The sequence below is a fragment of the Streptomyces lavendulae subsp. lavendulae genome (assembly GCF_002803845.1).
In the GTDB taxonomy this organism is placed as follows: domain Bacteria; phylum Actinomycetota; class Actinomycetes; order Streptomycetales; family Streptomycetaceae; genus Streptomyces; species Streptomyces lavendulae.
Window position 1 is genome coordinate 6,466,561 of the sequence record NZ_CP024985.1, and the last position, 17,234, is coordinate 6,483,794.

General features: G+C 74.5%; 15 protein-coding genes. 9 read left to right on the forward strand and 6 right to left on the reverse strand.

What is annotated here, in order from left to right; translation table 11 throughout:
• Nucleotides 1–10 precede the first annotated feature (10 nt).
• From SLAV_RS28870 to SLAV_RS28885, 4 genes are all read left to right on the forward strand, one after another.
• A complete protein-coding gene (locus tag SLAV_RS28870) occupies nucleotides 11–2,317 on the forward strand; it encodes a molybdopterin-dependent oxidoreductase (RefSeq protein WP_030238880.1) in 2,307 nt (768 codons plus the stop codon).
• Nucleotides 2,318–2,391: 74 nt separating this feature from the next.
• Nucleotides 2,392–3,918 (forward strand): CitMHS family transporter, encoded by a 1,527-nt coding sequence (locus tag SLAV_RS28875; RefSeq protein WP_030238882.1) that lies wholly within the window; start codon nucleotides 2,392–2,394, stop codon nucleotides 3,916–3,918.
• A 98-nt stretch (nucleotides 3,919–4,016) separates the two neighbouring features.
• A complete protein-coding gene (locus tag SLAV_RS28880; protein ID WP_030238885.1) occupies nucleotides 4,017–5,429 on the forward strand; it encodes an aldehyde dehydrogenase family protein in 1,413 nt (470 codons plus the stop codon).
• 34 nt (nucleotides 5,430–5,463) lie between these two features.
• A complete protein-coding gene (locus SLAV_RS28885) occupies nucleotides 5,464–6,543 on the forward strand; it encodes a Zn-dependent alcohol dehydrogenase (RefSeq protein ID WP_030238888.1) in 1,080 nt (359 codons plus the stop codon).
• 80 nt (nucleotides 6,544–6,623) lie between these two features.
• Here SLAV_RS28885 and SLAV_RS28890 read toward each other — a convergent pair whose 3' ends face one another.
• On the reverse strand, nucleotides 6,624–7,328 hold the full coding sequence (locus tag SLAV_RS28890; protein ID WP_030238891.1) for a TetR/AcrR family transcriptional regulator: 705 nt from the start codon (nucleotides 7,326–7,328) through the stop codon (nucleotides 6,624–6,626).
• Nucleotides 7,329–7,417: 89 nt separating this feature from the next.
• Between SLAV_RS28890 and SLAV_RS28895 the strand changes: the two genes are divergently transcribed.
• Together SLAV_RS28895 and SLAV_RS28900 are read left to right on the forward strand one after the other, a co-directional pair.
• Complete coding sequence (locus tag SLAV_RS28895; protein ID WP_030238893.1) at nucleotides 7,418–8,569, forward strand: acyl-CoA dehydrogenase family protein; 1,152 nt, start codon at nucleotides 7,418–7,420, stop codon at nucleotides 8,567–8,569.
• Nucleotides 8,570–8,661: 92 nt separating this feature from the next.
• Nucleotides 8,662–9,306: a TetR/AcrR family transcriptional regulator gene (locus tag SLAV_RS28900; protein ID WP_030238895.1), complete on the forward strand. Its 645-nt coding sequence runs from the start codon at nucleotides 8,662–8,664 to the stop codon at nucleotides 9,304–9,306.
• Here the strand turns inward: SLAV_RS28900 and SLAV_RS28905 are convergent.
• Entirely contained in the window at nucleotides 9,297–9,758 is a 462-nt protein-coding gene (locus tag SLAV_RS28905) for a MaoC family dehydratase (protein WP_030238899.1), read from the reverse strand. The two genes, SLAV_RS28900 and SLAV_RS28905, sit on opposite strands and share 10 nt — an antisense overlap.
• A gap of 102 nt (nucleotides 9,759–9,860) precedes the next feature.
• On the opposite strand from SLAV_RS28905, the gene soxR reads away from it, so the two are divergent.
• Nucleotides 9,861–10,310: a redox-sensitive transcriptional activator SoxR gene (soxR, locus tag SLAV_RS28910; RefSeq protein WP_030238902.1), complete on the forward strand. Its 450-nt coding sequence runs from the start codon at nucleotides 9,861–9,863 to the stop codon at nucleotides 10,308–10,310.
• Here the strand turns inward: soxR and SLAV_RS28915 are convergent.
• The 4 genes from SLAV_RS28915 to SLAV_RS28930 all read right to left on the reverse strand — a co-directional run bounded on the left by SLAV_RS28915 (nucleotide 10,285) and on the right by SLAV_RS28930 (nucleotide 14,574).
• Nucleotides 10,285–11,034: a 3-keto-5-aminohexanoate cleavage protein gene (locus tag SLAV_RS28915; RefSeq protein WP_234333855.1), complete on the reverse strand. Its 750-nt coding sequence runs from the start codon at nucleotides 11,032–11,034 to the stop codon at nucleotides 10,285–10,287. The genes soxR and SLAV_RS28915 overlap by 26 nt on opposite strands.
• Nucleotides 11,031–11,645, reverse strand: coding sequence for a hypothetical protein (locus tag SLAV_RS28920; RefSeq protein ID WP_030238908.1), 615 nt, complete (start codon nucleotides 11,643–11,645; stop codon nucleotides 11,031–11,033). Before SLAV_RS28920 ends, SLAV_RS28915 begins: the two co-directional genes overlap by 4 nt.
• A 154-nt stretch (nucleotides 11,646–11,799) precedes the next feature.
• Nucleotides 11,800–13,173, reverse strand: coding sequence for a serine-threonine protein kinase (locus SLAV_RS28925; RefSeq protein ID WP_158740871.1), 1,374 nt, complete (start codon nucleotides 13,171–13,173; stop codon nucleotides 11,800–11,802).
• A gap of 105 nt (nucleotides 13,174–13,278) precedes the next feature.
• A complete protein-coding gene (locus SLAV_RS28930; RefSeq protein WP_030238912.1) occupies nucleotides 13,279–14,574 on the reverse strand; it encodes an exo-beta-N-acetylmuramidase NamZ family protein in 1,296 nt (431 codons plus the stop codon).
• An 84-nt stretch (nucleotides 14,575–14,658) separates the two neighbouring features.
• On the opposite strand from SLAV_RS28930, the gene SLAV_RS28935 reads away from it, so the two are divergent.
• A complete protein-coding gene (locus SLAV_RS28935; protein WP_199922228.1) occupies nucleotides 14,659–15,432 on the forward strand; it encodes an SDR family oxidoreductase in 774 nt (257 codons plus the stop codon).
• Nucleotides 15,429–17,174, forward strand: coding sequence for a class I adenylate-forming enzyme family protein (locus SLAV_RS28940; RefSeq protein WP_051841374.1), 1,746 nt, complete (start codon nucleotides 15,429–15,431; stop codon nucleotides 17,172–17,174). The genes SLAV_RS28935 and SLAV_RS28940 overlap by 4 nt, the downstream gene beginning before the upstream one ends.
• Nucleotides 17,175–17,234: the final 60 nt, after the last annotated feature.

The following is a 17,234-nucleotide window of genomic DNA, read 5'->3' on the forward strand; positions in this document are numbered from 1 at the left end:
TGGAGGGCCCATGCCCCGCACCGCCCCGCGCATCTGCCCCCTCTGCGAAGCCACCTGCGGCCTCACCCTCACCATCGAGGGGACCACCGTCACCGGTGCCCGGGGCGATCGCGACGACGTCTTCAGCCGCGGCTTCATCTGCCCCAAGGGCGCCGCCTTCGGAGCGCTCGACGCCGACCCGGACCGACTGCGCACCCCTCTCGTCCGCCGCGGCGGCCGACTGCGACCGGCGACCTGGGAGGAGGCCTACGACGCCATCGCCGCCGCCGTCCCCGCCCTGGTCCGCGAACACGGCGCGCAGTCCGTGGGCGTCGTCCTCGGCAACCCGAACGTCCACACCATGGCCGGCGCCCTCTACCCGCCGCTGCTCGTGGGCGCGCTGGGCACCCGCAACCTCTTCACCGCCAGCACCCTCGACCAGATGCCCAAGCACGTCTCCAGCGGACTGCTGTTCGGCGACCCCTTCGCCATCCCCGTCCCCGACCTCGACCGCACCGACTTCCTGCTCCTGCTCGGCGCCAACCCGGTCGAGTCCAACGGCTCCCTGTGCACCGCCCCCGACTTCCCCGGCCGGCTCAAGGCGCTGAGGGCGCGCGGCGGCACCCTCGTGGTCGTCGACCCGCGCAGGACGCGGACCGCCCGGCTCGCCGACCGGCACCTCGCACCCCGCCCCGGCAGCGACGCCCTGCTGCTCGCCGCCCTCGCGCACACCCTGCTCGCCGAACGGCCGTCGGGTACGGGGACGCCGACGGGACACACCGAGGGGCTCAGGGAACTCGCCGACGCCCTCGCGAGTTTCACTCCTGAGGCCGTTGCCCCCGCCTGCGACCTCACGGCCGCCGAGATCCGCACCCTGGCCCGTGACCTCGCGGCCGCGCCGACCGCCGCCGTCTACGGGCGGATCGGCAGCTGCACCGTCGAGCACGGGACGCTCGCCAGCTGGCTGGTCGACGTACTGAACATCCTCACCGGCAACCTCGACCGGCCGGGCGGGGCCCTCTTCCCGCTCCCGGCGACCGGCCCGCGCCCCCGGGCCGCCGCACCCGGCCGGGGGTTCGCGCTCGGCCGCTGGCACAGCCGGGTCTCCGGCCACCCCGAGGCCAAGAGCGAACTGCCCATCGCCGCCCTCGCCGAGGAGATCGAAACCCCGGGGCCGGGGCGGATCCGTGCCCTGATCGCCATCGCCGCCAACCCGGTGCTGTCCGCCCCCGACGGCCGCCGGCTCGACGCGGCCCTGGCCGGGCTGGACTTCATGGTCAGCGTCGACCCGTACCTCAACGAGACCTCCCGCCACGCCCACGTCGTGCTGCCCCCGCCGCCGCCCTCCCAGAGCGCGCACCACGACTTCGCCTTCAACGGCTTCGCCATCCGCAACCAGGTCCGCTACACCCGGGCCGCCGTCCCCCTCGAAGCCGGGCGGCTCGACGAGTGCGAGATCCACGCGCGCCTCGTCCTGGCCGTCTCCGGCACGTACGGCGCCGCCGAGCCGTCCGTCGTCGACGAGACGGCGATCCAGGGCGCCCTCGCCCGGGAGACCGCGGACCGGAGCTCCCCCCTCCACGGAGCGGACCCCGTCCGGCTCGCGGGGCTCCTCACGGGCGAGAGCGGACCCGAGCGGCGGCTCGACCTGATGCTCCGACTCGGCCCGTACGGAGACCTGTTCGGCGCGACGGTACGGCCGGACGGGCAGCCGGACCGGGCGGACCACCGGGCGGACCACGGGGCGGAGGCCGGGCCGGAGGTTGGCCCGGAGGGCGGGCTGAACCTGGAGCGGTTGCTCGCGCACCCGCACGGCATCGACCTCGGCCCGCTGCGGCCCCGGCTCCCGGGCCTGCTCAGGACCCGCAGCGGGAGGATCGAGCTGCTCCCGGCCCCGATCGCGGCCGAGCTCCCCCGACTGCGCGCGGCGCTCACCGGCCGCCCCGCCGCCCTGGTGCTCGTGGGCCGCCGCCACCTACGGTCCAACAACAGCTGGCTGCACAACGTCCCGGCCCTCACCGGAGGTTCCAACCGCTGCACCCTCCAGGTCCATCCGCAGGACGCGGAGCGGATCGGACTGACCGACGGGGGACGGGCCCGCGTCACCGCCGACGGCGGCAGCCTGGAGGTCCCCGTGGAGGTGACCGACGCCGTTCGCGCCGGTGTGGTCAGCCTGCCGCACGGCTGGGGCCACGACCGGGACGGCACCCGCCTGGCGGTGGCGGCCGCCGAGCCGGGAGTGAACGTCAACCAGCTCCTCGACGGCACCCGGCTCGACCCGCTCTCCGGTACGGCGGTGCTCAACGGCTTCCCCGTCGAACTCGCACCCCTGCCCTGAGCTGGGGTTTTGCTCGTATTGCTCACGCGTCGACGTCTTGTTGGCACAAGGAGGTGGCACCTAGGTTCCCCTGCATGCTGACCTTCCTCGGCTTCGCCATGATCGCGACCTTCCTGGTCCTGATCATGCTGAAGAAAATGTCGCCCATCGCGGCGCTCGTCCTCATCCCCGCGCTCTTCTGCGTGTTCGCCGGAAAGGGCGCGCACCTGGGGGACTACGTCATCGACGGCGTCGGCAAGCTCGCCCCGACCGCCGCCATGCTGATGTTCGCCATCGTCTATTTCGGCGTGATGATCGACGTCGGTCTCTTCGACCCGATCGTCCGGGGCATCCTGCGCTTCTGCAAGGCCGACCCGATGCGGGTCGTGGTCGGCACGGCCGTGCTGGCCGCGATCGTCTCCCTCGACGGGGACGGCTCGACCACCTTCATGATCACCGTCTCGGCCATGTACCCGCTCTACAAGCGGCTCGGTCTGAGCCTGGTGGTCATGACGGGTGTCGCCGCGACCGCCAACGGCGTGATGAACACCCTTCCCTGGGGCGGCCCCACCGCTCGTGCCGCCACCGCCCTCAAGCTGGACGCCGCCGACATCTTCGTCCCGATGATCCCCGCCCTCGCGGTCGGGCTGCTGTGCGTCTTCGTCCTGGCCTACGTCCTGGGCCTGCGCGAGCGCCGCCGCGTCGGCTCCCTGGTCATGCCCGCGGAGGCGGAGGCGGAGGCGGAGGCGGAGGCGAAGGCGGAGGCGAAGGCGGAGACGGAGACGGAGACGGAGGCCGAGGAGGAGTCCCTGGTCACGGTCGGCTCGGGTGGCTCGGCCGACAGGACGGACACGGGCGCGCAGGCGGACACGAAGGCGCCCGGGAGCGCCAGCTCCGGTTCCGCCCCGGACCCCGCCCCGGCTTCCGGCGCCGCCCCTGGTGCGGGTCCCGACTCCGACGCCGTGCCCGAGGGCGACGGCTTCCAGGGGCTCGACCCCGACCGTCCGACGCTGCGCCCCCGTCTCTACTGGTTCAACGCGGCCCTCACCGTCGCCCTGCTCACCGCGATGATCATGGAGTTGCTGCCGATCCCGGTGCTGTTCCTGCTCGGCGCCGCCCTCGCGCTCACCGTGAACTTCCCCCACATGCCGGACCAGAAGGCCCGCATCGCCGCCCACGCCGACAACGTCCTCAACGTCGCCGGCATGGTCTTCGCCGCAGCCGTCTTCACCGGCGTCCTCAGCGGGACGGGCATGGTCAAGCACATGGCCGACTGGCTCGTCGGCGCCGTCCCCGAGGGCATGGGCCCGCACATGGCCCTGGTCACCGGCCTGCTCAGCCTGCCGCTGACCTACTTCATGTCCAACGACGGCTTCTACTTCGGCGTCCTGCCGGTCCTGGCCGAGGCCGGCGCCGCCCACGGGGTCTCCTCGCTGGAGATCGCCCGCGCCTCCCTGGTCGGCCAGGCCCTGCACATGTCGAGCCCGTTGGTTCCGGCCGTCTACGTCCTCGTCGGCATGGCCAGGGTCGAGTTCGGCGACCACACCCGCTTCACCGTGAAATGGGCGGCCCTCACCTCCCTCGTGGTGCTGGCGGCAGGGATGCTTTTCGGCATCATCTGAGCCGGGCGGCCCCTGGCGCCCCGAAAACTACCGGCGCTAGTTTGTAGGGTGTCGACGACGTCAGGTCTACGCGCTCGTGCGTGCTCGGGAGGAATGTCATGAAGGCCCACGACGGGATGTACATCGGCGGGGAGTGGCGGCCCGCCGCCGGAACCGACCGGATCGAGGTCGTCAACCCGGCCGACGAGCAGGTCATCGCCACCGTCCCGGCCGGCAGCGCCGAAGACGTGGACGCGGCCGTACACGCGGCCCGCGCGGCCCTCCCCGGCTGGGCGGCCACGGCCCCGGCCGAGCGCGCCGCCCTGATCGGTGCGCTGCGCGACGTCCTGGTGGCCCGCAAGGGCGAGATCGCCGAGACCATCACCGCCGAACTCGGCGCCACCTCCGGCTTCTCGGAGAACGTCCACGTGGGCGCCCCGATCGCGGTGGCCTCGTCCTACGCCGAGCTCGGGGCCGAGTACGCCTTCGAGGAGCGGATCGGGAACTCCACCGTGCTGCTGGAGCCGGTCGGCGTGGTCGGGGCCATCACGCCCTGGAACTATCCCCTGCACCAGGTCGTTGCCAAGGTGGCACCCGCTCTCGCCGCCGGCTGCACCCTCGTCCTCAAGCCGGCCGAGGACACCCCGCTGACCGCACAGCTCTTCGCCGAGGCCGTGCACGAGGCGGGCGTCCCGGCCGGAGTCTTCAACCTGGTGACCGGTACCGGCCCGGTCGCCGGGCAGGCGCTGGCCGAGCACGAAGGAGTCGACCTCGTCTCCTTCACCGGCTCGACCGCCGTCGGCAGGAAGATCGGCGCCATCGCCGGCGCCGCCGTCAAGCGCGTCGCCCTCGAACTCGGCGGCAAGTCGGCGAACGTCATCCTGCCCGGCGCGGACCTGCCCAAGGCCGTCGCCTCGGGCGTCGCCGACGTCATGAGCAACTCTGGTCAGAGCTGCAACGCCCTCACCCGCATGCTCGTCCAGCGGGACCAGTACGAGGAAGCCGTGTCCCTCGCGGCGGCCGCCGTCGCCAAGTACCCCACCGGCGACCCCCGCGACCCGGGCACCCGCCTCGGCCCGGTGATCAACGCCAAGCAGCGCGCCCGCGTGCGCGCGTACATCGACAAGGGCGTCGAGGAGGGCGCCCGCCTCGTCGCGGGCGGTTCCGAAGCGCCGCACGAGCACGGGTACTTCGTCACCCCGACCGTGTTCGCGGACGTCACCCCCGAGATGACCATCGCCCAGGAGGAGATCTTCGGCCCCGTCCTGGCGATCCTGCCCTACGAGGACGAGGAGGACGCCCTGCGCATCGCCAACGGCACCGTCTACGGCCTGGGCGGCGCCGTCTGGGCGGCGGACGCCGAGACGGCCGTGGCCTTCGCCCGCCGCATGGACACCGGCCAGGTGGACATCAACGGCGGCCGCTTCAACGTGCGCGCGCCCTTCGGCGGCTACAAGCAGTCGGGCGTGGGCCGCGAGCTCGGCCCGCACGGACTGGGGGAGTACCTCCAGACCAAGTCCCTGCAGTTCTGACCGCGCAGCCCACCGAGACACGGAGACGAAGACCATGGTCCGCGCCGCCATCCTGCCCGCCGTCGGAGCCCCGCTGGAGATAAGGGACATCGTGCTGCCCGAACCCGGCCCCGGGCAGGTCCGGGTGCGGCTCGCCGCAGCCGGGGTCTGTCACTCCGATCTCTCCCTCACCAACGGCACCATGCGGGTGCCCGTCCCCGCCGTCCTCGGGCACGAGGGCGCCGGGACGGTCGTCTCGGTGGGCGAGGGCGTCACCCACGTCGCACCCGGTGACGGCGTGGTGCTCAACTGGGCCCCGTCCTGCGGGGAGTGCCACCACTGCCGGATCGGCGAGGTCTGGCTCTGCGCCAAGGCGCTGACCGGGGTGGGCGCGGTATACGCCCACGACGGCGAAGGCACCGAGCTGCACCCCGGGCTCAACGTCGCCGCCTTCGCCGAGGAGACCGTCGTCGCGGCGAACTGCGTGCTGCCCGCGCCCGCCGGGATCCCGCTGCCCGAGGCCGCCCTGCTCGGCTGCGCCGTCCTCACCGGTTACGGGGCCGTCCACCACAGCGCCCAGGTCCGTCCCGGAGAGTCGGTGGCCGTGTTCGGTGCCGGTGGGGTGGGCCTGGCCGCCCTCCAGGCGGCCCGGATCGCCGGGGCAGGGGTGATCGTGGCGGTGGACGTCTCCCCGGCGAAGGAGGAACTGGCCCGTGCCGCCGGGGCCACCGACTTCGTGCTCGCCTCCGAGACCACCGCCAAGCAGATCCGCGCGCTCACCGAGGGTCAGGGCGCGGACGTGGCCGTGGAGTGCGTGGGCCGCGCGGAGACCATCCGCGGAGCCTGGGACTCCACCCGCCGGGGCGGGCGCACCACGGTCGTCGGCATCGGCGGCAAGGAGCAGCAGGTCACCTTCCACGCACTGGAGATCTTCCACTACGCCCGCACCCTCAGCGGCTGTGTCTACGGAAACTGCGACCCCGCCCGCGACCTCCCGGTGATCGCAGAGCACGTGCGGGCGGGCCGCCTCGACCTGGGCGCGCTGGTCACCGACCGGATCACCCTCGGCGGCATCCCCGCCGCCTTCGACGCGATGCTCGCGGGCAAGGGCGGCCGTTCCCTGATCGTCTTCTGATCCGGCCCCCGGTCCGAGGCCCGGCGTCCGGCCCCGGCTCCCGCCCGGCCGACCGCACCCCGCTCCTGCGGTCGGCCGGGTCAGGCCCGCGGTTCCCGCAGGGCCTCGTACTGGAGGGACAGGCCGTCCAGCAGGGCCTTCAGGCCCGTCTCGAACGCGCCCTTGTCCACCTCGCGCCTGCGCTCCGCCAGCAGATGGGCCTGCCCGAGGTGCGGGTAGTCCACCGGGTCGTACGCCGCCTCGTCGTCCACGAATCCCCGGGCGAAGGAGGCCACCGCGGAGCCCAGGATGAAGTAGCGCATCAGGGCGCCGATCCGGGTCGCGTGGGCCGGGGGCCATCCCGCCTCCGTCATCGCCCCGAACACCGCGTCCGCCAGCCGCAGTCCGGCCGGGCGCCGGCCCGGTCCCCGTGCCAGCACCGGCACGATGTTCGGATGGTCCGCGAGGGCGTCCCGGTACGAGTGCGCCCAGGCGTGCAGGGCCTCCCGCCAGTCCCGGCGCGCCCCGCCTCCGCGGTCGCCGCGGGGGGCTTCGTCCCCGTCGCCGTCCGCGACGCCGACCGCGTCGAACATCGACAGGTCGACCCGGGCGCTCACCGCGTCCGCCACCGCCTCCAGGATCGCGTCCTTGGTCCGGAAGTGGTTGTACAGCGAGGGCCCGCTGACCCCGAGCGCCGCGGCCAGCCGCCGCGTCGACACCGCCTCCAGCCCCTCCGCGTCCACCAGCGCACCGGCCGCCTCGACGATGCGGTCTCTGCTCAGGAGGGGCTTGCGCGGTCTGGCCATGCGCCACATAGTAGGCCCTGCCCGCCATAAACTACCGGTGCTAGTTAACGGCCCCGGCACCCGCGACCGCGCCCCACCCGGAGGCACCCGTGAACCTGGAGCTCAGCGAGGAGCAGGAGGCCGTGCGCCGGCTCGCCCGCGCGTTCACCGACCGCGAGATCGCCCCGTACGCCGCCGAGTGGGACCGCGCCGAGAGCGTGGACCGGGCCATCGTGAAGAGCCTCGGCGACCTCGGCTTCCTCGGCCTCACCGTCCCCGAGGAGTACGGCGGCTCCGGCGGAGACCACCTCTCCTACGCGCTGGTCACCGAGGAACTGGGCCGGGGCGACTCCGCCGTGCGCGGCATCGTCTCGGTCTCCCTCGGCCTGGTGGCCAAGACCGTCGCCGCCTGGGGCACCGAGGAGCAGAAGCGCGAGTGGCTGCCCCGCCTGTGTTCCGGCGAGGCCCTCGGCTGCTTCGGCCTGACCGAACCCGGCACCGGCTCCGACGCCGCCTCCCTCACCACGCGGGCCGTGCGCGAGGGGGACGCGTACGTGATCAGCGGCAGCAAGATGTTCATCACCAACGGCACCTGGGCCGATGTCGTCCTGCTCTTCGCCCGTACCGGCGGCGCCCCCGGACACCGCGGGATCTCCGCCTTCCTCGTCCCCGCCGACGCCCCGGGCCTCACCCGCCGGGAGGTCCACGGCAAGCTGGGCCTGCGCGGCCAGGCCACCGCCGAGCTCGCCCTCGACGGCGTCCGCGTGCCCGCGTCCGCGATGCTCGGCCCCGAGGGCAAGGGCTTCTCCGTCGCCATGTCGGCCCTGGCCAAGGGCCGGATGTCGGTGGCCGCGGGCTGCGTCGGCATCGCGCAGGCCGCACTGGACGCGGCCGTCTCGTACGCCGCCCGGCGCGAGCAGTTCGGCAAGCCGATCGCCCACCACCAGCTGGTCCAGGAGCTGATCGCCGACATCTCCGTCGACGTGGACGCCGCCCGGCTGCTGACCTGGCGCGTCGCCGACCTCATCGACCGCGGGCAGCCCTTCGCCACCGAGGCCTCCACCGCCAAGCTCTTCGCCTCCGAAGCAGCCGTGCGCGCCGCGGGCAACGCCCTCCAGGTCCACGGCGGCTACGGCTACATCGACGAGTACCCGGCCGGAAAGCTGCTGCGCGACGCCCGTGTGATGACCCTCTACGAGGGCACCAGCCAGATCCAGAAGCTGCTGATCGGCCGTGCCCGCACGGGGGTCTCCGCCTTCTGAGCCGGAGGGGGACCCGTCGGGAGTGGCACCTAAGCGCTTGCTCACCCTCCGGTAGGGTGTGCCTTCCACACGGCGAAGAGGGTGAGCGAGCGATGGACAGCGCGGCGGACGGCAGTGGCTACCAGGCGTGGTCGGAGGTCACCCCCGACGCCGCGCGGCGGCTGCTGGTCGCGGCCGTCGAGGCCTTCGCCGAGCGCGGCTACCACGCGACCACCACGCGCGACATCGCGGGCCGGGCCGGGATGAGCCCGGCGGCGCTCTACATCCACTACAAGACGAAGGAAGAGCTGCTCCACCGCATCAGCCGGATCGGTCACGACAAGGCGCTGGAGATCCTGGAGACCGCCGCCGCCGGGCCCGGAACGGCCGCCGAGCGGCTCGACGCGGCCGTCCGCTCCTTCGTGGGCTGGCACGCCGCCCACCACACCACCGCGCGCGTGGTCCAGTACGAGCTCGACGCGCTCGCGCCCGAGCACCGCGGCGAGATCGTCGCGCTGCGCCGCGAGAGCGACGCCGCCGTGCGCCGCATCATCGCCGAGGGGGTCGGGGCGGGGGAGTTCGACGTCCCCGACGTCCCCGGGACCACCCTCGCCGTGCTGTCCCTGTGCATCGACGTGGCCCGCTGGTTCAGCACCGCCGGTCACCGCACACCCGACGAGGTCGGCGCGCTCTACGCCGACCTCGTGCTCCGCATGGTGGGCGCCCGCCCGGCCGCCGTGCCCGTGGTTCAGAAGTAGTAGCGGGACACCGACTCCGCGACGCAGACCGGCTTCTCGCCGCCCTCGCGCTCCACGGTGACCGTCGCCGCGACCTGCACGCCCTCGCCCGCCTCGGTGACCGCCGTGATCACGGCCGTGGCGCGCAGCCGCGAGCCGACCGGCACCGGCGCCGGAAAACGGACCTTGTCCGTCCCGTAGTTGATGCCCATCCGCATGCCCTCGACGCGCATGACCTGCGGCACCAGGCTGGGCAGCAGCGACAGCGTCAGATAGCCGTGCGCGATCGTGGAACCGAAGGGGCCCGAGGCGGCCCGCTCCGGGTCCACGTGGATCCACTGGTGGTCGCCGGTCGCGTCCGCGAAGAGGTCGATCCGCTTCTGGTCCACCTCCAGCCACCCGCTCGGGCCGAGCACGGCGCCGATCCCGGCGCGCAGTTCCTCGGCGGAGGTGAAGATCCTCGGTTCGGCCATGCCCTGCCCCTGTCGTCCGCTGCCGTGCAACTAATAAGCGTTTGCTCAGCATGCTGGGGCCCGCATGCGTCTGTCAACGGATCTCCGACTAGGCTCGGTCGCGTGCCGCAGATTCCCGAGAACGTCCACGAACTCACGGTCGGCCAGCTCTCCGCGCGCAGCGGGGCAGCCGTCTCCGCACTGCACTTCTACGAGACCAAAGGACTGATCAGCAGCCGCCGGACCTCCGGCAACCAGCGCCGCTACACGCGCGAGGCGCTGCGCCGGGTGGCCTTCGTGCGCGCCGCGCAGCGCGTGGGCATACCGTTGGCCGACATCCGCGAGGCACTGGTCGAACTGCCCGAGGGGCGCACCCCCACCCCCGAGGACTGGGCACGGCTGTCCGAGAACTGGCGCGCCGAGCTCGACGAGCGGATCCGGCAACTCAGCGATCTGCGCGACCGGTTGTCGGACTGCATCGGCTGCGGCTGCCTCTCGCTGAAGAAGTGCGCCCTGTCCAACCCGGACGACGCCTTCGGCGCCCGCCTCACCGGATCCCGGCTGTCGCAGTAGCGGCCTCCCGCAGGTCCCGGGCGGCGGCCACCAGTTCGGCATTGGAGCGCGCCGCCCGCCCGTCGGGCAGGTGCAGGACGTCCCCCACGCCGGTCCGCGCTCCGGTACCGCACCGCGCGGCCATCCGCAGCACCGGCCAGGCGGCCGCCTCCCGCCCGTACAGCACGACCGGCACCGGCGGCAGCCAGCGCAGCGCCGCCACCAGCGCCGGGTCGGCCTCGGCCAGCTCCACCACCAGCCGGACCGGGCCGTGGTCCGGCTGGGCCCACTCCAGGAACCGGGCCAGCGGCTCCGGCCCGGCCCCGCCGCCCAGGGGGACCAGCGCGTCCACCGCCACCCCGCGCGCCAGCAGGACCCGGCCCAGCGGACCGGCGCCCGGCTCCGCGAACCGCACCTGGGCCCGGTCGGGCAGCACCGTCCAGGACCGCACGCGCTCCAGCCGCCCGGCGGGATCCGGCTCGGCGTCGACGGCGGCCGGAACCGAGAGGGGTACGCGGACCCCCGCGCCGCGCATCTCCTCCAGCAGCGGACCGACCACCCGGGGCGAGAGGCTCTCCCGCCCGCACGGGGTCCTCGGGTGCACCAGGACCTCCCCGGCCCCGGCGGCGACGGCCGCCACCGCCGACTCCGTCAGATCCCGCGGGGTCATCGGCACCGCAGCTCCGTCGCCGGCGCCGCGCGATCCGTTGACCGCCACCTGGAGCACCGCCCCCGGACCGCTCATGCCGCGCCCGCCGGGGCCGGGAGCACCGCCGCCGGGTGCGCCAGGACCGTGTCCGCCAGCGCCGGTCTCGGCACCACGATCCCGCAGCCCCCGCACACCGGCCCGTCCCACGCCCACGCCCCGGCCCACGCCCCGTGGACCCTCAGGGCCGGCGGCCACCGCAACTCCCGCTCCCCGCACACCGGGCAGGCCGTGCCGGGCTCCGACTCCAGCGCCTTCACCAGCCGGCGCAGCACCTCGCCCAGCGTCCCCTCCGGCCGCACCCCCGGATCGACGCACCGCACCACGGCGTCCCCGCTGCCGCCCCAGGCCCACTCCGGCCGGCGCACCCCGTCGTGCTTCTCACGTCTACGGCGCGCCGCGAACTGCCGCTCGTACTCCAGCCAGACCGCCCGGGCGTCCTCCAGTTCCTCCAGCGCCGCTACCAGGCGCAGCGGATCCGCGCCCCGGTCCTCGGGGGCGATCCCGTGCCGGTCGCACAGGTGCCACCACGTCGCCCGGTGCCCGTAGGGCGCGAACCGCTCCAGGCAGCGGCGCAGCGAATGGCGCCGCAGGGCCCGGTCGTTGCGCGCGTCGCGCACCTGGTAGGCCAGACTCCGAAATCCCGCCATCGCACCTTCACCTCCGCCGCCGTGCCCCCGCCCACACCTGTGTTCGCGCTACCCCGTCGAACGAAGCAGCGCGCCCTGACGTGCCCAACATGCCCTGCCGGACGTGGGCGCATGCGGGGGCGGTCGAGGCGTGCGGGTGGCACATGGCCGGAACTCAGCGCCCCATGCGCCCCGCCCCGACCACGATCCGGGCCAGCTCCTCGTGGCAGATGTCGCTGTGCGCCCCCGACGGCGGACCGCCCCGCCGTACCACGGAGCCCGCGTCCACGCTGACGCAACCGGCCGTCGGCAGCCCGTCGCGCAGGGCCGCCTCCAGGGTGAGCCGCGGCGCGTCCGGCAGCGCCTGCACCCCGTCGTGCCCGACCGCGCCCCACCGTTCGTCGAACCCGAGCAGACCGGCCGAATCTCCCACCATCCGGGACGCCAGGGGATAGAACAGCCCCAGGGCGCTGTCGTGGGAGGAGTGACAGGCCACCACGGGGCCGTCGACCCTGCGCTGGAGTCCCCGCAGGGCGCCGCCGCGGTGTGGGTCGTGGGGGAGGCGGTCGCTGAAGGCGTAGTGGGAGAAGGCTCCCTGGAGCAGGGTCAGCGACTTCAGCTGCCGGGCGCCGTCCGGTACCGCGCGCAGGGAGAAGGACACCACCCGCGCCCCGAAGCTGTGGCCGATCAGGTGGACGCGCAGGGCGGGACGTCTGCCCGCCAGGTCGGCGAGCACCGGCCCGAGCCCGTGCTCGCCGACGACCCCGGCCCGGTTCTTCATCTCGTAGTACGTGGCCTGGCGGAGCAGTTCCTTGGCCCCGCCCCACAGGGCCCGCAGCCCGTCGCCGGGGGCCAGGCCCGGCGCGTCCCCGGCGTCCGCCCCGGAGGCGGCCAGGGCCTCGGCCAGTTCCCGGCAGACCTCCCGCACGTCCCGCGCGAACAGGGCCGGTACTCCGCGGGCGCCGCCCGGGTCCGCCGCCGCCGAGGGCCGGCCCGCGGGGGCGACCCGGTCGACATTGGCGAGTTCCCGTACCAGGGCCCCGAACTCGGCGAGGGCGGCCTCCGACTCCGGCCGGGCGTCGAGCAGTTCGGCGACCCGGTCGAGCTCCGCCTCCCGGCCCGGCCAGAACACCCCGAGCGCCCGCCGCGTGCCCACGTCCAGGCCGGTGGCGGTATCGGTATCGGTGGCGGCGGCCGCGGCCCGCGGGTCGAAGTCCGGGATCGGCTCGTCGGAGAAGCGGATCGAGGGCCAGACCACCCCCACGTAGCCGAGCCGCACCCCCGTTCCCACCAGCCCCGGGAACGGGGCGAAGAACCGGTCGAAGAGCCGGGTCGCGGTGGTCCGGTCGCTGTTCCAGCCGTGGGCGAAGACCAGCAGGTCCGTGGCCTCGATCCGGGCCACCGCCGCCCGCGTCGCCGGATCCACGTCCCCCTGGGCGTCGAAGGTCAGCTCCCGGTAGTGCCCGACGCCCACCCCGGTCGTGGTCGTGTTCGCGGTCGTGGCCCCGGCCCGGGCTCCGGTTCCGAATGCGGCTCCGCTGTCCGTCATGACGTCCCCCTCCGTGCCGTGCCTGCGGTGCACGCAGCATCCCGCCGCGGGCGCCCGTCGGCCAGCCCCGCGGCAGCACGGGATCCGCCCGGCCGGCGGGCGCGGTCAGGAGTAGAGGAGGTACTCCTCCCGGACCGCCGCGAACCGGGCCAGCCCCGCCGCCCAGTCGCCCGCGATCTCCTCCACCCCCGCCCCGGCCTCCACCAGCGTCCGCACCCGGTCGGAGCCGGTCAGCCGGTCGATCCAGTGGTCCGCGCGCCAGCCGAAGCCGCTCCACACCCGCCGCGCGGTGACCAGCAGGCCGATCCCCGCCCGCACCGGGTCGAAGGCCTCGCGGTCGTGGACGATCAGCCGGACCCCGCCGCAGAGCTTCCCGGCGTGCTTGGAGAAGGAGGGGGTGAACCAGGTCTCCCGGAACCAGACGCCGGGCAGCCCCAGCCCGTTCGCCGCCTCCGCCCACCGCCGGTCCACGCCCTCCGCGCCGACCACCTCGAAGGGGGTGGTCGTGCCCCGGCCCTCGGAGAGGGTGGTCCCCTCGAACAGGCAGGTCCCCGCGTAGGCGAGGGCGGTGTCCGGGGTGGGCATGTTCGGGCTCGGCGGCACCCACGGCAGCCCGGTGGAACCGTAGAAGGACGCGCGGCGCCAGCCCGTCATGGGCACCGTCCGCAGCCGGACCGGACGGGAGCCGAGGAACTCGCCGTTGAAGAGCAGGGCCAGCTCGGCCGCCGTCATCCCGTGCGCGAGCGCGATCGGCTCGCGGCCCACGAAGCTGGCGTACGGCCGCTCCAGCACCGGTCCGGCCGCCCGGCGTCCGCCCACCGGGTTGGGCCGGTCCAGCACCACCACGGCCTTGCCGGCCAGGGCGGCCGCGCGCATGCAGTCGTAGAGGGTCCAGACGTAGGTGTAGAAGCGGGCGCCGACGTCCTGGATGTCGAAGACGACGGTGTCGATCCCGGCCGCCGTGAAGAGGTCCGCCAGGCGCTGCCCACCGGTGTCGTACGTGTCGTACACGGGCAGGCCCGTCGCCGGATCCCGGCCGGTCCCCTCCGAGCCGCCCGCCTGGGCCGATCCGCGGAAACCGTGTTCCGGCCCGAACACCGCGACCAGGTCCACCCGGGGGTCGGCGTGCAGGACGTCGACCAGGTGGCGTGCGTCGGCGGTGATCCCGGTGGGGTTGGTGACGACGCCGACGCGCTGCCCGGCGAGTTCCGCGTACCCGTCGGCGGCGAGCCGTTCGCACCCGGTGAGCACCCGCTCCGGCGCGGGGGCGGCAGCCGTGCCCGCCGTGCCCGGCGCCGTGCCCGGCGCGGCGGCACGGGCCGCCGGAGCGGCTCCGGCGACGGCCCCGGCGGCCCCCACGGCCCCCGCCAGTCCCAGCACCCCGCGTCGTGACAGCGTCATCCGGACACGCTAGGGCCCTGACCCCTTCCGCCCCGACATACCGACTGGTTAGTCTGCCCGGGATCCGTCGGGCAGTGGCGAAAGGTGATCCCCGTGAACGCGTACCAGGACCAGCGAGTCGTCGTCACCGGCGCGGGCGGCGGCATCGGCGCGGCCCTCGCCCGCCGCTTCGCCGCCGAGGGCGCCACCGTCGCCGTCAACGACCTCGACCCCGCGAAGGCCGAAGCGATCGCGCGGGAGATCGGCCCCCGGGCCGTCGCGGTCCCCGGAGACGCCTCGACGGTCGCCGGTGCGGCCCGCGAGGCCCTCGGCGGCACGGTCGACGTCTACTGCGCCAACGCCGGACTCGCCTCGGGCGGGGACGTCTTCGCGGACGAGGCCGTGTGGGAGGCGGCCTGGGACACCAACGTCATGGCGCACGTACGGGCCGCCCGGACCCTGCTGCCGCAGTGGCTGGAGCGCGGCAGCGGCCGCTTCGTGTCCACCGTCTCCGCCGCCGGGCTGCTGACCATGATCGGGGCGGCGCCGTACAGTGTCAGCAAGCACGGTGCCCTCGCCTTCGCGGAATGGCTCTCGCTGACCTACCGCCACCGGGGCGTCCGGGTCCACGCCATCTGCCCGCAGGGCGTGCGCACCGACATGCTGACCGCCGCGGGCTCGGCGGGCGAACTCGTCCTGGCGCCGACCGCCATCGAGCCGGACGCGGTCGCTGACGCACTGTTCGACGGCATGGAGAAGGGCCGCTTCTTGATCCTCCCGCACCCCGAGGTGGCGGACTACCACGCCGCCCGCGCGAACGACCCGGACCGGTGGCTGGGGGCCATGAACCACCTCCAGCAGAAGTGGGAGTCCTCGTGACGCCCGCCGGCGCGCCCGGGGCCGGCGGGGCGGACCCGGCCGGCTCCCCGTACGCCGCGCGGCCGTGGCTGGGCCGGCTCAGCGCGGCGCAGCTGGCGCCGGTCAGCCCGCCGGCCACCGTGCTGCACGCCTTCCGGGCGGCCGTGGCCCGCGCCCCCGGGCGCACGGCCCTCGCGTACTTCGACGGGCGCGTCGGCTACGCCGAGGCCGACGCCCTCTCCGACTCCCTCGCCGGGTACCTCGTCGCGCGGGGGGTCCGGCGGGGCGACCGGGTCGCCGTCATGCTCCAGAACTCCCCGCACTTCGTGCTCTGCGTGCTGGCCGCCTGGAAGGCCGGGGCGGTGGTCGTCCCGCTGAACCCGATGTACAAGTCCGCCGAGGCCGGGCACGTGCTGCGCGACTCGGGTGCCGTCGCGCTGGTCTGCGAGGCCGGCGCCTGGGCGCGGTACCTGCGCGGGACGGCGGACGGGGCCGGGGTCCGGATCGTCCTCACCACCGACGAGCGCGACTTCCAGACCCGCGACGACGCCCGCCTCTTCCCCGCCCCGGACCCGGCCCCCGCCCCGGACCCGGCACCGGCCCCGGCCCCGGCCCCGGCCCCGGAACCGCTCCCGGGCGGGCCCGAGGACCTGGTGGCCGTGGCGCGCCACGGCCACCCCGCGCCGGAAGGGCCGGATCCGGAGTCCGGCGACCTCGCACTCCTCGGCTACACCTCCGGCACCTCCGGCACCCCCAAGGGCGCCATGAACCCGCACGGGGCGCTGACCTACAACGCCACCCGCCAGGTCACCGGCCACCCCCTGCCCGAAGGCGCCGGGTACTTCGCCCTCGCGCCGCTCTTCCACATCACCGGCCTCGTCTGCGAGCTCGCCGCCTGCTTCGTCAACGCCGGCACCCTCGTCCTCGCCCGCCGCTTCGACGCGGGCGCCGTCCTCGACGCCTTCCTCGAACACCGCCCCGCCTACACCATCGGACCGGCCACCGCCTTCATGGCCCTGGCAGCCCACTCCGCCGCCACCGCGGAGCACTTCGCCTCGTTCCAGGTGGTCTCCTCGGGCGGGGCCCCGCTCCCGCCCGCCCTCGTCGAGCGCCTCCGCGCCTCCTTCGGCTTCTACCTCCGCAACGGCTACGGCCTCACCGAGTGCACTGCCCCCTGCGCCTCGGTGCCCGCCCACCGCGAGGCGCCCGTAGACCCCCGCTCGGGCACCCTCTCGGTCGGTCTGCCCGGCGCGCAGACCCTCGTACGGATCCTCGACGAGCAGGGCGCGGAGGTCCCCCTCGGCGAGACCGGCGAGATCGCCGTCCGCGGCCCCCAGGTCGTGCCCGGCTACTGGGGGCTCCCCGACGAGACCGCCGCGGCCTTCCCGGACGGGGAACTGCGCACCGGTGACGTCGGCTTCATGGACCGAGACGGCTGGCTCTACGTCGTCGACCGCAAGAAGGACATGATCAACGCCTCCGGGTTCAAAGTCTGGCCGAGGGAGGTGGAGGACGTCCTCCACACCCACCCCGCCGTCCGCGAGGCGGCCGTCGTCGGCGTCCCCGACGCCTACCGCGGCGAGAGCGTGAAGGCGTACGTGAGCCTGCGGCCCGGGGCCGGCGCCGACCCCGCGGAACTGTCCGCGTACTGCGCCGAGCGGCTCGCCGCGTACAAGTACCCGCGCGAGGTCGAGATCCTGCCTGTTCTTCCCCAGACCACCAGTGGCAAGATCCTGCGACGGGAACTGCGCGAGCGCGGCTGAAAACCGTCGGACGGTCGTACGGCGCAGGACACCCGGCACACGCAGGACAGGCGACGGATC

What these genes read in the sequence shown, in the direction of transcription:
- SLAV_RS28905 (WP_030238899.1), bottom strand. Translation starts at nt 9,758, where the DNA reads ATGGCCGAACCGAGGATCTTCACCTCCGCCGAGGAACTGCGCGCCGGG.
- SLAV_RS28890 (WP_030238891.1), bottom strand. Translation starts at nt 7,328, where the DNA reads ATGGCCAGACCGCGCAAGCCCCTCCTGAGCAGAGACCGCATCGTCGAG.
- SLAV_RS28875 (WP_030238882.1), top strand. Translation starts at nt 2,392, where the DNA reads ATGCTGACCTTCCTCGGCTTCGCCATGATCGCGACCTTCCTGGTCCTG.
- SLAV_RS28900 (WP_030238895.1), top strand. Translation starts at nt 8,662, where the DNA reads ATGGACAGCGCGGCGGACGGCAGTGGCTACCAGGCGTGGTCGGAGGTC.
- SLAV_RS28920 (WP_030238908.1), bottom strand. Translation starts at nt 11,645, where the DNA reads ATGGCGGGATTTCGGAGTCTGGCCTACCAGGTGCGCGACGCGCGCAAC.
- SLAV_RS28925 (WP_158740871.1), bottom strand. Translation starts at nt 13,173, where the DNA reads ATGACGGACAGCGGAGCCGCATTCGGAACCGGAGCCCGGGCCGGGGCC.
- SLAV_RS28870 (WP_030238880.1), top strand. Translation starts at nt 11, where the DNA reads ATGCCCCGCACCGCCCCGCGCATCTGCCCCCTCTGCGAAGCCACCTGC.
- SLAV_RS28880 (WP_030238885.1), top strand. Translation starts at nt 4,017, where the DNA reads ATGAAGGCCCACGACGGGATGTACATCGGCGGGGAGTGGCGGCCCGCC.
- SLAV_RS28915 (WP_234333855.1), bottom strand. Translation starts at nt 11,034, where the DNA reads ATGAGCGGTCCGGGGGCGGTGCTCCAGGTGGCGGTCAACGGATCGCGC.
- SLAV_RS28885 (WP_030238888.1), top strand. Translation starts at nt 5,464, where the DNA reads ATGGTCCGCGCCGCCATCCTGCCCGCCGTCGGAGCCCCGCTGGAGATA.
- SLAV_RS28930 (WP_030238912.1), bottom strand. Translation starts at nt 14,574, where the DNA reads ATGACGCTGTCACGACGCGGGGTGCTGGGACTGGCGGGGGCCGTGGGG.